The sequence below is a fragment of the Microbacterium ureisolvens genome, from assembly GCF_019511645.1.
GTDB classification, from domain to species: Bacteria; Actinomycetota; Actinomycetes; order Actinomycetales; family Microbacteriaceae; genus Microbacterium; species Microbacterium ureisolvens_A.
The window spans coordinates 44,033-58,702 of sequence record NZ_JAEUAX010000010.1 but is presented as its reverse complement, the minus strand read 5'-3'; the positions used below and the strand labels follow the sequence as shown (position 1 = coordinate 58,702).

Sequence of the window (14,670 nt, the reverse complement as noted above, 5' to 3'; positions counted from 1 at the left end):
GCATGGGAACCGTTGACGAGTACCTCGAGAGCCTGGACCCGTCCGACCGAGCCGTCGTGTCGCACGTGTTCGACGTCGTGCGGGAGTCGCTGCCCGACGTGGAGCAGGGCCGGAGCTACGGGATGCCGGCGCTCTTGTACCGCGGGAAGGCGCTCATCGCGGTGATGCGGACGAAGAAGCACATCGGCGTGTACCCGTTCAGCGGCCGGGTGCCCGAGAGGGTCGCGGAAGGGCTGCCGTCGGGCGAACGCGAGGCGCTCGAGTTCGACAAGGGCACGATCCGGTTCCAGCCTGAGCGGCCCTTGCCGGACGACACGATCCGAGCGATCGTGGCGGCGCGGGTCGCCGAGATCGAAGATCCATCCTTGCGCAAGCGCTGAGTCCGGTGCCGCAGCCCCGCGGTCAGTGGGGCAGCACCAGTGAGGCGCCGAGCGCGATCATGACGACCGCGATCACCGCGTCGAGGATGCGCCAGGCGCGCGGCGTCGACAGCCAGCGGCCGAGCAGGCGTGCGCCGAAGGCCAGGCCGAAGAACCAGACGACACTGGCGGTCATGGCCCCGGCCGCGAAGAGCCAGCGGGAGTCGCCGTGGGTGTTCGCGACGGTGCCGAGCAGGAACACCGTGTCGAGGTACACGTGGGGATTGAGCCACGTGAGGGCGAGGCAGGTGAGAAGCACGGGAAGCAGGCGGGCGTGCGCGGCAGGGGTCGCGGCGGTAAGGACGTCGCTGCGCACCGCGGAAGCCGAAGCGCCGGCTTCCAGCGCCTCGCCGGCGTGGGTGCGGCCGGGCGGCACGGACTCGTGCCCGTCGTGCGCCGATGAGCCCGGGTCAGTCGCCTCGCCGCCGAGCGTCTGGCCCGACGGACGCCATGCGCGTCGCGCGGCCAGCAAGCCGTAAGCGACGAGGAACAGAGCGCCCGCCCAGCGCACCACGACGACGAGCCACGGCACAGCTTGCAGCACAAGCCCGACGCCCGAGACGCCGAGCGCGATGAGCACGGCGTCCGAGATCGCGCAGACGGCCGCGACCGCGAGCACGTGCTCGCGGCGCAGCCCCTGCCGCAGCACGAACAGGTTCTGCGCGCCGATGGCGATGATGAGCGAGAAGCCGAGTCCGAGGCCGGCGAGAACGGGGGAGAGCACGTTTCGACGCTACGAGCCGCAGCATCCGTAGTCCAGCTCATGCGTCTTCAGTAGCATTAGCCAGACTTAAGATGCGCATTCCGTTCGAACTGGCAGAGACACTGGCCGTCGTCGTCGACGAGGGCACGCTCGATGCGGCCGCGCGCCGGCTGCATGTCACGCCGTCGGCGGTCAGCCAGCGCATCAAGACGCTCGAAGAGCAGCTCGGCCGGCTCGTGCTGGTGCGCTCCAAGCCGGTGCGGCCCACCGAGGCGGGGATCTCGGTTATCCGGCTCGCACGACAGACGGCGCTGCTCGAGCACGATGCGCTGGCCGAGCTCGGCGCTGGCGACGACGAGGCCGCGCTCACGATCGTGCCGCTCGCGGTGAACGCCGACTCGCTGGCCACGTGGTTCCTCGAGCCTCTCGCACGGCTGGCGCAGCGGCATCCCGTCGTCTTCGACCTGCACCGCGATGACCAGGACTTCACCGCGGGCCTGCTCGAGTCGGGGACCGTGATGGGCGCGGTGACGTCACGCGCCGCGCCGGTCGCGGGATGCCGCAGCTCGGCGCTCGGCGCGATGCGCTACGAAGCGGTCGCGACCCCGGCCTACGTCGCGCGCTGGCTCGCCGGCGACCGGGTGGAGGCGCTGGCGAACGCCCCGCTCGTGGACTTCGACCGCCGCGACGACCTGCAGAACGCCTGGCTCGCCGATCAGGGCGTCGATCCCGCGCAGCCGCCGCGTCACTAGGTGCCCGCGTCGAACGACTTCGCCTCGGCGGTGCGCCTCGGGCTCGGGTGGGCGATGCTGCCGCGCTTCCAGTCCCACGACGCCCTCGAGCGCGGCGAGCTCGTGCTGCTGGGCGGCCCCCCGGTCGATGTCGGCCTGCACTGGCAGCAGTGGAACCTGCGCTCTCCGCTGCTCGACGCGATCGCCGACGCGATCGTCGCCGAAGGGCGCCGCGTGCTCGCGCCAGTCTGACGCGCTCATTTCGCTGTTCGTACGCCAGACCGGGATCGCGGCGGATGCCCGCCGCAGGCGAATTGATTCCCGTGCGCGATGCGGCGGGCAGAGTGGCGGTCAGCCGTCGCTCACGCGCAGCACGACCTTGCCGCGCGTGTGGCCCGCTTCGATCGCGCGGTGCGCGGCGGGCGCCTCGGCGAGGTCGAACACCTGCTCGATGTAGACCTGCACCGAGCCGGAGTCGAGGAGGCGGCCGATGGTCGCCAGCGCTCCGCCATCGGGGATCACCTTGTACGAGGTGCTGCGCACGCCCGCTTCGGCCGCGGCCTCGGCGTGGCCGGGCCAGGATCCGGTCGGCACGACCACGTAGAGCCCGCCGGGCCGCAGCACCTCGAGCGAGCGAGTGCCGGTCTCGGACTGGACGTTGCCCACCAGGTCGATGACGACGTCCACCTCGGAGACGACCTCCTCGAACCGCGTGGTCGTGTAGTCGATCACGACGGCCGCGCCGAGCTCACGAAGCCACGAGGCGTTGCGACCGGAGGCGGTCACCGTGACGTGCGCGCCGAAGTAGGCGGCGAACTGCACCGCGAAGTGGCCGACCCCGCCGCTGCCGGCGTGGATCAGCACGCGCTGCCCCTCGTGCGCGTGGGCGGTCTCCACCACGAGACCCCAGGCCGTGAGCGCGGCCAGCGGCGCGCCGGCCGCTTCGACGTGCGAGAGGGATGCGGGCTTGCGGGCGACCGAGAGCGACGGCGCCACCACGTACTCGGCGTACGAGCCGCCGGTGCGTGGGAACGACGCCATGCCGAACACCTCGGTGCCCGGTGCCAACGGGTGAGCCTCATATGGGCTCTTGACCACGATGCCGCTGAAGTCGTAGCCCAGGGTCGCGGGGTACGCCGCGATGGCTCCCGAGACGCCCCTGCCGCCGCGCGTCTTGGCGTCGATCGGGTTGACCCCCGCCGCGACGACCCGCACCAGCACCTCGCTCAGCACGGGCGAGGGGACGGGAACGGATGCTGCGCGCAACGCGTCCGCATCGCCCGGGGCGTCCACGACCATCGCCCGCATCTCGGCGGGCGGCGCCGCGACGGGGGCGAGCGGGGTCTCTGGTGCCGATCGCAGCGGTCGGATCCTCATCGTGCGCTCCTTCCGCGGGCGTGCCGCCCTCGGCACAGAACTGAACCCCCGTTGGGTACAGTCAACCCTGCCTTCGTCTCGCCCGTGTTACGCGGGTGCTACCGGTGTCGCAACACGGACCGCGCACCGCGGACGATCGATGCGGCGGGTTGCGGGAGGACGACGCCGTCGAGCCCTGAGGAAGCGGCTCAGGACGCGGGGCGCTCGCCGAGCGTGAGCGCATGCAGCAGGCGCGTGAGGTTGAGGATGTCGTCGACAGGCCACTCCTCGAGCGCGTCCACGAGCAGGTTCTCCTGCGGGGCGCGCGCCTGGGCCAGGCGCTCTAGCCCGAACGGGGTGGGGGAGAGCAGGCTCGACCGTCCGTCATCGGGATCGGGCGTGCGCTGCACGAGGCCGAGCTGCTCGAGCTCGCGCACGGTGCGGCTGATCTGGCCCTTGTCGGAGGCGAGCGACTCGGCCAGTGCCGACAGCGTGATGCCCTCGCGGCGCACGATGGTCGTGAACACCTTGTAGGCGCCCGGCAGCATTCCGGGGCTCACCCGGTTGGCGTTGTCGATGAGGATCCGGCGTATGCGGTTGATCAGCTCCGAGAATTCCGCCTCGAGGGCGCGCACCGCCTCGGTGCGCGCCGCTCGAGTGTCGTCGGAGGTCATCAGGTTCGACACTAGCGTCGGGTTCCGGATGCCTCGTCCGCGACGCCTGCGGCCGGGGCCGCAGCATCCGTGTCCGCCGTCGCGGTGAGCGTCTCCATGCCCTCGGCGACCGAGACGGTCGCGAGGTCGGCCTCGCTCGCCTGGACGCGCTCGCTCGTGGTCATGCGGGTGAGCGGCTTGTTCGGCAGGAAGATGATCGCGATGAGGCTGATCACGGCCAGCGGCACGGCGATCAGGAACGAGTGGGCGATGGCCTGGGCGTAGATGTCCTCGACGATCACGCGGATCGACTCGGGCAGCGTCGAGACCTGGGGGATGGTGCCCGACGCGAGCTGCTGCCCGATGGCGGCGCCCTTCTCGCCGAGCGCCATGAGGGCCGCGCCGATGTCGTCCTTGCGTTCGGTGAACAGGTTCGTCGCCGAGGTGGCGAGCGCCGCACCCATCACCGAGACGCCGATCGTGCCGCCGAGGCTGCGGAAGAACGTGACTCCCGAGCTCGCGACGCCGATCTCGCTCGGGTTCGCGGTGTTCTGAACGATGAGCACGAGGTTCTGCATGGTCATGCCGACGCCGGCGCCGAGCAGGAACATGTAGAGCGAGACGAGCACGAAGTTCGTGTCGTAGTGGATGGTCGACAGCAGGTACGAGCCGGCGATCAGCAGTACGCCGCCCACGATGAGGTAGGGCTTCCAGTGCCCCGTCCGGGTGACGAGGCCGCCGATCACGATCGACGCGAGGAGAAGGCCGCCGATCATGGGGATCGTCATGAGGCCGGCCTCGGTCGGGGTCGCGCCACGGGCGAGCTGCATGTACTGGCTGAGGAACACCGACGTGCCGAACATCGCGATGCCGATCGAGATCGATGCGATGACCGCGAGCGTGAACGTGCGGTTGCGGAACATCGTGAGGGGGACCAGGGGCTCCGCGGAGCGCAGTTCGACGATGATGAACAGCACGGCGGCGAGGAGCGCGCCGCCGACCATGAGGATGGTCTCGGTGCTCCACCAGTCGTAGTCCTTGCCGGCGTTGGTCACCCAGATCAGCAGGAGCGACACCGAAGTCGACAGCAGCACGATCCCGAAGTAGTCGATGCGCGCCTTGGTCTTCGGGCGCGGCGGAAGGTGGAGCGTGCGCTGCATCATGATGAGCGCGGCGACGGCGAACGGCAGCGCGATGAAGAAGTTCCAGCGCCAGTCGATCGTGTCGGTGATGAAGCCGCCGAGGAGCGGACCGCCGACGGTCGCGACCGCCATGACAGCGCCGAAGAGACCCATGTACCGGCCGCGCTCGCGCGGGCTGATGATGTCGGCCATGATGACCTGGCTGAGTGCGGCGAGGCCGCCCGCGCCGATGCCCTGCACCGCGCGGAACGCGATCAGCGTGCCCGGCTCCTGCGAGAACCCGGCGGCCGCGGTGGCGAGCACGAAGATCACGATCGCGATCTGGATCAGCAGCTTGCGGTTGAAGAGGTCGGCGAGCTTGCCCCAGATGGGTGTCGAGATCGCCGTGGTCAGCAGGGTCGCGGTGACGACCCACGTGAACGCCGCCTGGTCGCCGCCGAGGTCGTGGACGATCACGGGGAGCGAGGTCGAGACGACGGTCGACGCGAGCATCGACACGAACATGCCGAGCAGGAGGCCGGTGAGCGCCTGCAGCACCTGGCGATGCCGGCGCTTCGCGTCGACGATGGCGACCGACCCGGTCGCGGGGGTGGACGTGGCCATAGGAGTCCTTACGAGTGAGACGTGGTGGGTTTCGCGGCGGCATCGGCGCGCAAGAAGGTTGACTCGAGTCAACAGTTGATTCGAGTCAACTATACGCTGATGGTTGACGTGCGTCAACTATCAGCGGGGTCGACGGGGTTCCGCATTGCCCGCCTGTGAAGGAGCGACGGCGTACGGATGCCGCGCGCCGCGGTGTCCGCGTCAGGAGGAGCGGGCCGCGCGCTCGGCGGAGCGGATGACCGCCTCGACGCCGAGCATGAAGAGCTCGCGGTCCTCGAGGTCCAGCAGCTGTGCGGAAATCTGGGCGATGTGCGGGTGCTTGATGGGGTCGACGAGGAGCGGCCCCTCGAACCAGGGGCTCGCGTCGGCGCCGGCGAGAGTCGTGCGCTCGGCCCGCGCGCGGGCCACGCCCGCGGCGATCGAGAGCACGTGGGTCGCCATGAGGGCGTAGTGCTGCACCAGGGCATCGCCGGTGAGGCCGGCGCGCGAGAAGGCGTCGAGCATGAATTCGATGGCGTCGAGCTCTCCGGGACCGTGGGTGGTGAGCACGATCGCCTCCTGGCCCACGGCGGGGTAGCGGGCGAACTCCGTCAGTGTCGCCGACGCGAGCTGGCGCAGACGCTCCTGCCACTGCGCGGGATCGGCGGTGACCGCCGCGAGGCTGCGCACCGTGAGTTCGTCGAGCAGCGCGCCCATCAGGTCTTCCTTGCCGCGGAAGTGGCGGTAGACCGCGGTCGGATCGGTGCCGAGCTTCGCCCCCAGGTCGCGGATCGAGAGGGACGCGGAGCCGGTCGTCTCCGCGAGCTCGAGGCCGGCGGCGATGATCGTCGCGCGGTCCAGACGCTTCGCGCCCGCCTTGTCGCGCGTCGCCCCGGTGCGTGCCGCCATGATCCCCGCTTCCGCCGTCGCGTCCATCGTGCCACGGGCGCGCGTCTGCCCGTCGTGACGTCCCGAGCCTAACCGATCGGTCATCGGCACTGTCAACGGTGTTGACATGCCCGATGACATCGGTCTATCGTCAAGCGACCCGTTCGACGACGAAGGAGAGGTCCCCGTGGCCGCTGCTGTACCCGCAGATGCAGACACCCCGTTCGCAGACACCGTGTTCATCGGAGGCGCGCTGTTCAGCTCCGACCTCGTGCGCTCGGGAAGCGCCGAAGCGGTGAGCGGCATGGCCGTCGCCGTGCGGGACGGCCGCATCGCGGCTGTGTGCGCCGAGGACGAGGCATCCGTGTTCATCGGTCCTGGCACCGAGGTCGTCGACCTGGCCGGCGCGCTGCTCGCCCCCGGATTCCAGGATGCGCACGTGCACCCCATGTCCGGCGGCGTGGAGCTGCTGCAGTGCAACCTCACCGGGTCCGAGGACGCCGCTGACACGCTCGCGACGATCGCGCGCTACGCCGCCGAGAACCCCGAGGCCGAGTGGATCGTGGGCGGCGGGTGGTCGATGGACCACTTCCCGGGGGGCGCGCCGCTGCGTGCCGCGCTCGACGCCATCGTGCCCGACCGGCCAGTGCTGCTGGCGAGCCGCGACCACCACTCCGCATGGGCGAACACCGCGGCGATGCGTGCGGCCGGCGTCGATGAGACGACCGCCGACCCGGCGGACGGACGGATCGAGCGGGAAGCCGACGGGTTCCCGGCGGGCACCTTCCACGAGGGGGCGGCCGACCTCTTCGCCGAGGTCCGGCCGAAGGTCTCGGAAGACCTCGCCTACGCGGGCCTCCTGCGGGCGCAGGACGACCTCATCGCGCAGGGCATCACGGGCTGGCAGGACGCACTCGTGGGCAACTTCCCCGGGATCCCCGGTGCCCTCGCCTCATACCGCCGGGCGCTCGCCGAGGGAACGCTCAAGGCCCACGTCGTCGGAGCCCAGTGGTGGGAGCGCAGCGAGGGGATCGAGCAGCTCGAGGGCATGATCCGCGCGCGCGACGAGGTCGCGGCGCTCGGCCACCAGGACCGCTTCTCGCTCGGCTCGATAAAGTTCATGGTCGACGGAGTCGCGGAGAACCACACGGCCGCGATGCTCGAGCCGTACCGCGACGGGCACGGCCACTCCACCGACAACCGCGGCCTGTCGTTCATCCCGGCCGAGCGCCTGCGCGAATACGCCATCGCCGCCGACGCCGCGGGCTTCCAGCTGCACTTCCACGCGCTCGGCGACCGTGCCGTGCGTGAGGCGCTCGACGCGCTCGAAGCGGCAGCGGAGGTCAACGGTGCGACCGACGGCCGCCACCACCTCGCCCACATCCAGGTGATCGACGCGGCCGACGTCCCGCGCTTCGCCGCGACGGGTGCCGTGGCGAACATGCAGCCTCTCTGGGCGTGCCACGAGGACCAGATGGACGAGCTCACGCTGCCGTTCCTCGCCGAGTCCGCGGCATCGCGCCAATACCCGTTCGGCGACCTGCAGCGGGCGGGGGTGCGCCTCGCGGGCGGCAGCGACTGGCCGGTGTCGAGCGCCGACCCGCTCGCGGGGGTGCACATGGCGGTGAACCGCGTCGCCCCGCTGTCGGGCGACGAGCCGCTCGGCGGCGCGCATCAGCGCCTCGATCTCGCCACGGCGCTCGCCGCCTACACGTCGGGCACGGCGTACGTGAACCACCGCGACCACGACACCGGCTACGTCCGATCCGGCTACCTCGCGAATCTCGTGGTCGTCGAACCGAACCCGTTCACCGTTCCGACCGAAGACCTCTACCTGTGCCGCGTCGCCTCGACGTGGATCGACGGTGAGCGCGTCTTCGCGCGCGCCGCTGCCGATGACGAGGCACAGGCGGACGTCGATGCCGACGCCGACGCCGAGGTCGCAGCATCCGTTCCGTCCTGAGTTCCCTCTCCACCACCCGACACCGTCGTCCGAACCCGAGGAGCACCATGATCCCCACCCGACGCCCCGCCCGTCGCCTGCTCGCCGTCGCGAGCGTCGGCGTGGCCTGCGCACTCGTCCTGTCCGCGTGCAGCGCCGACACGTCGAGTCCCGACACCACCGCCGCGCCTGAGTGGGAGTACACCGCCGAGACGGCCGCGCCGACGGGCGACATCGACTCGTTCTCGTGGGTGAGCTACTCCGAGCCCTACTCGCTGGACTATGCGTACGCGTTCGACTACGCCGACAACCAGGTGCTCTCGAACGTGTGCGAATCGCTGCTGCGCCTGAATCCCGATTACACGCTGTCGCCGGGGCTCGCCGAGGCGTTCGAGCACCCGACGCCCGAGACGTGGGTCTACACGATCCGCGACGGCGTGACGTTCCACGACGGCACCCCGCTCGCAGCCGCCGACGTCGTCGCTTCGCTGAGCCGCCACCTCGATCCCGAGGTCGGCTCCTCGTGGTACTCGGTCTACCAGAATGTGGCTGCGATCGAGCAGACCGGCGATCGTCAGGTCACCGTGACCATGACCCAGGCCGACTCGCAGTTCAATCTCGCGATGGGCGGCTCGGCGGGCGTGGTCGAGTCCGCCGCGACGCTGGCCGAGAAGGGCGCCGATTACGGCAACTCGTCCGGTCTCGTGAACTGCACAGGTCCGTTCGCGCTCACCGAGTGGAAGTCGGGCGAGTCCGTGACGCTGACCCGCTACGACGACTACTGGGACGACACGCTGCGCGCCAGGGCCGGCGAGGTGGAGATGCTCTTCATGAGCGACTCGAACGCCAGGGTCAACGCATTGAAGTCGGGCGAGGTCGACGGGGGCTGGATGATCCCGACCGATGCCATCGCCCAGCTGCAGTCGGCCGGCAAGGGTGACGTGTACTTCGGCCTCAACACCGCCGTCGGCAGCCTCGTCGTCAGCAACCTGGAGGGTCCCCTCGGCGACCTCCGCGTGCGGCAGGCACTGATGATGGCGATGGACCGGCAGGGGATCCTGGATGCTGCGGCCAAGGGTTACGGCGAGCTCACCGACGCCCTGACCACCGAGTCGGTGTGGGTCGGCGCGAGTGACGCCGCCCTGGATGAGGCGTTCGAGGGGCTCGAGGAGTACCCGTACGACATCGAGGCGGCGAAGAAGCTCATCGACGAGGCCGGCGTCGCCGGCGAGGAGATCGTCATCGCGACCGCTCCGATCGGCAACGACTTCGCCGTGATCTCACAGGGTGCGGCGGCGGCCGCGCAGTCGATCGGGCTGACGGCGACGATCGAGACCGTGAGTCCCAGCGCCTACACCGCCCTCTTCTCAGACCCGAGCGCCCGCGAAGGCGTCGACCTCTTCTACACGTCGTGGTACCTGTCCAGCCCGGATCCGCTGGAGATGTACGGCGTGCTGCGCACCGGCGAGTTCAGCAACTACGGCAACTGGAGCGATCCCGAGTTCGACGCCCTGGCGAACGAGGCTGTGGCCATCGACGACCCCGCTGAGCGCAGTGAGGTCACCGCGCAAGCGCAACGCATCGCCAACGAGCAGCTGCCGTGGCTGCCGCTCTTCGAAGGCCCGATGACCGTGTTCCTCGGTGACCGGGTCACCGGCGTCGCTCCCTCGGTGGCGTTCCTCTACTTTCCGTGGGCGGCGACCATTGGCTCGCGGTGACCTGAGCGGGGACCTCGCGCTCGGTGCCATGCCCGTCCCCGGCGGAAGCGCTTCTTCCCAGGCTCGCGGGATGGAGGAGGTGCGATGATCGCCGTGCGCCGGATCGCCGGCAAGCTCGGAGGACTGCTGCTCACGCTCTTCCTCGCATCGCTCCTGGTGTTCTTCTCGCGATTTCTGGTGCCCGGCGACCCGATCGCATTCCTGCTGCGGGGCCGCAAGCCCAGCCCCGAGGCGGTCGCGCAGATCACCGCGCAGTACGGCCTCGACCTGCCGCCGTGGCAGCAGTACCTGAACTGGGTGGCGGGACTCCTGCAGGGCGATCTCGGACGCTCCCTGCAGTACCGGCAGGACGTCACGGTCGTGCTGGGCGAGCGGCTGCCCGTCACCCTCGGGCTGGTCGTGATGGCGGGCACGATGATCGCGGTCGTCGGTCTCATCGCCGGCGCGATCGCGGCGCTGTACCGCGGCCGGCTCGCGGATCGCTCGATCCTCATCGGGCTCACCGTGCTCGGCGCCATCCCCTCGTTCGTCGGATCGATCGTGCTCATCGCGGTGTTCGCGGTGCAGCTCGGCTGGTTCCCGTCCTTCGGGTCGGGCGAGGGCTTCTGGGACACGGTGTACCACCTGGTGCTGCCATCGATCGCCCTCGCCGTCGTCTTCGTCGTGCTGGTCGGCAAGGTGACGCGGTCGTCGATGATCGACCAGCTCGACCGCGAGCACGTCGAGGTGGCGATCAGCCGCGGCATCACGCGCACAACGGTGATCCGTCGTCACGTCTTCCGCAACGCGGTCGGCCCGATCCTCACCGTGAGCGGCATGCTCGTGGCCGGGCTCCTCGTCGCCAGCTCCATCGTCGAGGCCGCCTTCGGTCTCGCCGGCATGGGCTCGCTCCTCGTGCAGTCCGTCGACCGCCTCGACTTCCCGGTCGTGCAGGCGATCGTCCTCCTCGTCGTGACCGCGTTCGTGCTCGTGAACGCTGTCATCGACATCCTCGAACCCTGGATCGATCCCCGATCCGCCGCCGGAGCCGGTGCCCGATGACGACCACACCCACACTCGCCGTGAAAGTGCTGCGCGCACCGCGGCTGCCCCGTACCAGCGTGACCTTCGCGATCGCACTCGGTGCGCTCGCCGTGATGACGCTGGCCGCGATCTTCGCGCCGTTCCTCGCGCCCTACAACCCGGATGCCGTGGACTTCGCGGCCGTGAACGCACCGCCGAGCCCCGCGCACTGGCTCGGCACCGACGGCCTCGGCCGCGACACGCTGAGCCGCCTGATCTACGGTGCGCGCACCGCGCTGCTGGGTCCGCTCCTCGTCGTGGTGGCGTCGACTGTGCTGGGCATCCTCCTCGGGCTCCTCGCCGGATGGCGCGGCGGCTGGATCGACTCCGTGCTCGGTCGCGTGTTCGACGTGCTGTTCGCGTTCCCGTCTCTGCTCATCGCGATCATGGCGGTCGCGCTCTTCGGCAAGGGGCTGGTCGCACCGGTCATCGCGATGAGCATCGCGTACGCACCGTTCGTGGCGCGCCTGACACGCTCGCTCATCGCCGCCGAGCGCACGCGCCCCTATGTCGCGGCGTACCGCGTACAGGGCTTCGGCGGTGCGTGGATCGCGCTTCGGCGGGTGCTCCCGAACGTCACCCCGATCGTCGGCGCGCAGTCGACCCTCAACTTCGGATACGTGCTCGCCGAGCTCGCCGCGCTGTCCTTCCTCGGTCTCGGTGTGCAGCCGCCGACGGCCGACTGGGGCGCGATGATCAACGAAGCGCAAGCGGGGCTCATCGGCGGGCACTTCCTGCCCGCGATCGTGCCGGCGGTCGCGGTCGTCGTGGTCGTCGTGGCCGTCAACATCATCGGGGAAGAGCTCTCCGATCGCATCGGTGGGGAGATCCCGGCATGACCGCAACCGAGACCCACGTCGATCCGGCAGCGCCGGCCGCCGCAAGACCGCCACTGCTCGAGATCCGCGACCTGACGCTCGACCTCGCCGAGGGCACGCGGCTGCTCGACGGCATCTCCCTGTCGGTCGCCGCAGGCGAGACCGTCGGCCTCGTCGGCGAGTCCGGGTCGGGCAAGTCGCTGACCGCCCGAACGGTGCTGGGGCTCGTCCCCGACCGCTCGGCGATCAGGGGGGAAGTCGTGCTCGACGGGGCCGGGGTGCTCAGCGCTTCCCCGACGGAGCTGCGGCAGCTGCGCCGGCGCGGTGCCGCGATGATCTTCCAGGATCCCCGCGCGGGCATCAACCCGATGCGCACGATCGGCGACCACCTCACCGAGGCGCTGCGCCTCGCGGAGGGGTGGTCGACGGATGCTGCGCGGGCGCGGGCCGTCGAGCTGCTGGAGGCGGTGCGCCTCCCACGGCCCGAGGACCACCTGCGTCAGTACCCGCACGAGTTCTCGGGCGGAATGCTGCAGCGCGTGATGATCGCCGGAGCCTTGACGACGTCACCCAGGCTGCTGGTGTGCGACGAGCCCACGACGGCCCTCGACGTGACCACCCAGGCCGAGATCATCGGCGTGCTCACCGAGCAGCGCGCGAGCCGCGGCATGGGCATGCTCTTCATCACCCACGACCTCAACCTCGCCTCGTCGCTCTGCGACCGGGTGTACGTCATGAGCGGCGGGCAGGTCGTCGAGCAGGGCCGTGCGCACGACGTGCTGCGCGACCCGCGGGCCGAGTACACACGGCGACTGGTCGCCGCGACACCCACGCTCGTCGGCGCTGCGCCCGGTGCGACCGCGGGTCGCAGAACCGGGGGCGCCGCGGAGCACGCCGGGGTGCAGCATCCGTTCCCCGACGCGTCGTCGACGACCTCCGATCCTGTGCACGGCCATCCGGGCGCGACGGATGCTGCCGCCATGGCCGAGCCCGCATCGCCGATGCTCGAGGCGGTCGGCGTGTCGAAGACCTATGTGCGCCGGGGCAAGGAGCCGGTGCGCGCGGTGATCGACGCGTCGGTCGCGGTGCCGCGCGGCGGCGCACTGGGGGTGGTGGGGGAGTCCGGATCGGGCAAGTCGACGCTCGCGCGCATGATCGTGGGGCTCGAAGCCGTCGACGCGGGCCGCATCCGCATCGACGGTCGGGAGCGCACGGCAGTGCCGCGCAGCCGGCGCGAGCGCCTCGCCCACGCGCGGAGCGTGCAGATGGTCTTTCAGGATCCCTACCTTTCGCTCGACCCGCGTATCACCGCCGGTCGGGCGATCGAAGACGCCCTGCGCCTGCACACCCGTCTGAGCGCGGCAGAGGCTCGTTCGCGCGTGCTCGACCTGCTCGCCCAGGTCGGGCTAGGGGAGAAGCACGCCGGAGCGCGCCCCCGGACGCTGTCGGGCGGTCAGCGGCAGCGGGTCGCGATCGCGCGCGCCCTCGCGATCGAGCCGGACGTGCTGGTGATGGATGAGGCGACGAGTGCGCTCGACGTCTCGGTGCAGGCGCAGGTGCTCGATCTCGTCGACCGCATCCGGCGCGAGCGCGCTCTGACAGTGCTCTTCATCAGCCACGACCTCGCCGTCGTCAGGCGCGTCTGCGACGAGACCGTCGTGATGCGGCGCGGCGAGATCGTCGAGCGCGGCCGCACGGGCGAGCTGCTCGCCGCGCCCCAGCACGAGTACACGCGACTGCTCATCGACTCGGTGCCCAAGCCCGGCTGGGATCTCGAAGCGGCGGCCGAGGAGATCGCCGAGGCCGGCGTCGAAGCACTGGATCTGGAGACGTCACGGAACGGGGACGGCGAGATCGCGGCGGTACAGGCCGCGAAGATCGAGGCATCGGGACAGGCGCGGTGACCGGCCGGATCTTCGTCGCACGGCATGGGGAGACGCTCCTCAACGCGCTCGGCCGAGTCCAGGGCTGGAGCGATGCGCCCCTCACCGCGCGCGGTCGTGCCGAGGCCGAGTCGCTCGGTCGGACCTTGATCGCGGCGGGGGCTCGCATCCGGGTCGCACGCTGTGCCGACCTGGGACGCCATCGCGAGACCGCAGCGGCCGCGCTGGCGGTAGCCGCGCCGGAGGTGGTCGCCGAGGTCGACGAGCGCTGGCGAGAGTTCGCGTTCGGCGCGTACGAGGGAGCCCGTGGCGAGCGGCTGTGGGCGGATCTCACACAGGCGCACGGGAGGGCTGTCGCCGCGCTGCGTTCGGCGGAGGTCGAGGTGCTGGACGTGCTCGCGGCACTGCCTGCACTCGGCGCTCATGCCGGCGTACCCGTCGAGTCCGTCGCGGAGGTGCGGACGCGAGCCCGGGCAGGATTCGAAGCGGCAGTCGCCGCACCGCAGGCGGCCGGCGCGGTCTCGGGGGCCGCTTGTGACGTGCTGATCGTCACCAGTGGCCTCACACTCCTGGTGCTGCTGTCGGCGCTCGCCATCGACACCTCGACCTTCGAAGGAGGAATCGGAAACGGCGCCGTGGTCACGCTCGTGCGCGCCGCGGCCGACGCAGGTGACGCCGGGCGCTGGACACTCGCTCCTGCCGGCGCGGAGTGGGGGGCCGAATCCGTCGACTCGGTGTGAAGCGGTGCGCTGCGGCGCCTGCCGGCGGAGGAT

At 70.7% G+C, this 14,670-nt stretch carries 12 protein-coding genes and 1 pseudogene; 8 read left to right on the top strand and 5 right to left on the bottom strand.

Annotated features, from left to right (window positions below; translation table 11 throughout):
- The first annotated feature begins 2 nt into the window (after positions 1–2).
- Positions 3–380: an iron chaperone gene (locus tag JNB61_RS15770; protein WP_159842376.1), complete on the top strand. Its 378-nt coding sequence runs from the start codon at positions 3–5 to the stop codon at positions 378–380.
- Positions 381–402: 22 nt separating this feature from the next.
- Here JNB61_RS15770 and lysE read toward each other — a convergent pair whose 3' ends face one another.
- A complete protein-coding gene (gene lysE / locus JNB61_RS15765) occupies positions 403–1,143 on the bottom strand; it encodes an L-lysine exporter (protein ID WP_220340230.1) in 741 nt (246 codons plus the stop codon).
- Between the two features lie 71 nt (positions 1,144–1,214).
- Between lysE and JNB61_RS15760 the strand changes: the two are divergent.
- A pseudogene (locus tag JNB61_RS15760) lies at positions 1,215–2,105 on the top strand (LysR family transcriptional regulator ArgP).
- Between the two features lie 99 nt (positions 2,106–2,204).
- Here the strand turns inward: JNB61_RS15760 and JNB61_RS15755 are convergent.
- The 4 genes from JNB61_RS15755 to JNB61_RS15740 all read right to left on the bottom strand — a co-directional run bounded on the left by JNB61_RS15755 (position 2,205) and on the right by JNB61_RS15740 (position 6,579).
- Positions 2,205–3,230, bottom strand: coding sequence for an NADP-dependent oxidoreductase (locus JNB61_RS15755; protein WP_220290717.1), 1,026 nt, complete (start codon positions 3,228–3,230; stop codon positions 2,205–2,207).
- Between the two features lie 188 nt (positions 3,231–3,418).
- Positions 3,419–3,883, bottom strand: a complete 465-nt coding sequence (locus JNB61_RS15750) for a MarR family winged helix-turn-helix transcriptional regulator (RefSeq protein ID WP_220290715.1) — start codon at positions 3,881–3,883, stop codon at positions 3,419–3,421.
- A gap of 11 nt (positions 3,884–3,894) precedes the next feature.
- Positions 3,895–5,607 (bottom strand): MDR family MFS transporter, encoded by a 1,713-nt coding sequence (locus tag JNB61_RS15745; RefSeq protein WP_220340229.1) that lies wholly within the window; start codon positions 5,605–5,607, stop codon positions 3,895–3,897.
- A gap of 201 nt (positions 5,608–5,808) precedes the next feature.
- Entirely contained in the window at positions 5,809–6,579 is a 771-nt protein-coding gene (locus JNB61_RS15740; RefSeq protein WP_223214889.1) for a TetR/AcrR family transcriptional regulator, read from the bottom strand.
- A gap of 22 nt (positions 6,580–6,601) precedes the next feature.
- Between JNB61_RS15740 and JNB61_RS15735 the strand changes: the two genes are divergently transcribed.
- The 6 genes from JNB61_RS15735 (at position 6,602) to JNB61_RS15710 (ending at position 14,637) form a co-directional block, all read left to right on the top strand.
- The gene (locus JNB61_RS15735) at positions 6,602–8,437 is read left to right on the top strand and encodes an amidohydrolase (protein ID WP_220340228.1); all 1,836 of its coding nucleotides are present in this window, start codon (positions 6,602–6,604) and stop codon (positions 8,435–8,437) included.
- A 47-nt stretch (positions 8,438–8,484) separates the two neighbouring features.
- Positions 8,485–10,134 carry an ABC transporter substrate-binding protein gene (locus JNB61_RS15730; protein ID WP_220340226.1) on the top strand — a complete coding sequence of 550 codons (1,650 nt, stop codon included), beginning with the start codon at positions 8,485–8,487 and terminating at the stop codon, positions 10,132–10,134.
- Positions 10,135–10,218: 84 nt separating this feature from the next.
- Positions 10,219–11,175 (top strand): ABC transporter permease, encoded by a 957-nt coding sequence (locus JNB61_RS15725; protein WP_220290707.1) that lies wholly within the window; start codon positions 10,219–10,221, stop codon positions 11,173–11,175.
- Positions 11,172–12,035: an ABC transporter permease gene (locus JNB61_RS15720; protein ID WP_159842396.1), complete on the top strand. Its 864-nt coding sequence runs from the start codon at positions 11,172–11,174 to the stop codon at positions 12,033–12,035. The genes JNB61_RS15725 and JNB61_RS15720 overlap by 4 nt, the downstream gene beginning before the upstream one ends.
- Positions 12,032–13,918 carry a dipeptide ABC transporter ATP-binding protein gene (locus tag JNB61_RS15715; protein ID WP_220340225.1) on the top strand — a complete coding sequence of 629 codons (1,887 nt, stop codon included), beginning with the start codon at positions 12,032–12,034 and terminating at the stop codon, positions 13,916–13,918. The genes JNB61_RS15720 and JNB61_RS15715 overlap by 4 nt, the downstream gene beginning before the upstream one ends.
- The gene (locus tag JNB61_RS15710; protein WP_220340224.1) at positions 13,915–14,637 is read left to right on the top strand and encodes a histidine phosphatase family protein; all 723 of its coding nucleotides are present in this window, start codon (positions 13,915–13,917) and stop codon (positions 14,635–14,637) included. The genes JNB61_RS15715 and JNB61_RS15710 overlap by 4 nt, the downstream gene beginning before the upstream one ends.
- Positions 14,638–14,670 lie beyond the last annotated feature (33 nt).

Bases quoted from the DNA above. Each gene is read 5' to 3' on its own strand.
- JNB61_RS15770 (WP_159842376.1), top strand. From the start codon at position 3: ATGGGAACCGTTGACGAGTACCTCGAGAGCCTGGACCCGTCCGACCGA.
- JNB61_RS15755 (WP_220290717.1), bottom strand. From the start codon at position 3,230: ATGAGGATCCGACCGCTGCGATCGGCACCAGAGACCCCGCTCGCCCCC.
- JNB61_RS15750 (WP_220290715.1), bottom strand. From the start codon at position 3,883: ATGACCTCCGACGACACTCGAGCGGCGCGCACCGAGGCGGTGCGCGCC.
- JNB61_RS15745 (WP_220340229.1), bottom strand. From the start codon at position 5,607: ATGGCCACGTCCACCCCCGCGACCGGGTCGGTCGCCATCGTCGACGCG.
- JNB61_RS15740 (WP_223214889.1), bottom strand. From the start codon at position 6,579: ATGACCGATCGGTTAGGCTCGGGACGTCACGACGGGCAGACGCGCGCC.
- JNB61_RS15735 (WP_220340228.1), top strand. From the start codon at position 6,602: ATGCCCGATGACATCGGTCTATCGTCAAGCGACCCGTTCGACGACGAA.
- JNB61_RS15730 (WP_220340226.1), top strand. From the start codon at position 8,485: ATGATCCCCACCCGACGCCCCGCCCGTCGCCTGCTCGCCGTCGCGAGC.
- JNB61_RS15725 (WP_220290707.1), top strand. From the start codon at position 10,219: ATGATCGCCGTGCGCCGGATCGCCGGCAAGCTCGGAGGACTGCTGCTC.
- JNB61_RS15720 (WP_159842396.1), top strand. From the start codon at position 11,172: ATGACGACCACACCCACACTCGCCGTGAAAGTGCTGCGCGCACCGCGG.
- JNB61_RS15715 (WP_220340225.1), top strand. From the start codon at position 12,032: ATGACCGCAACCGAGACCCACGTCGATCCGGCAGCGCCGGCCGCCGCA.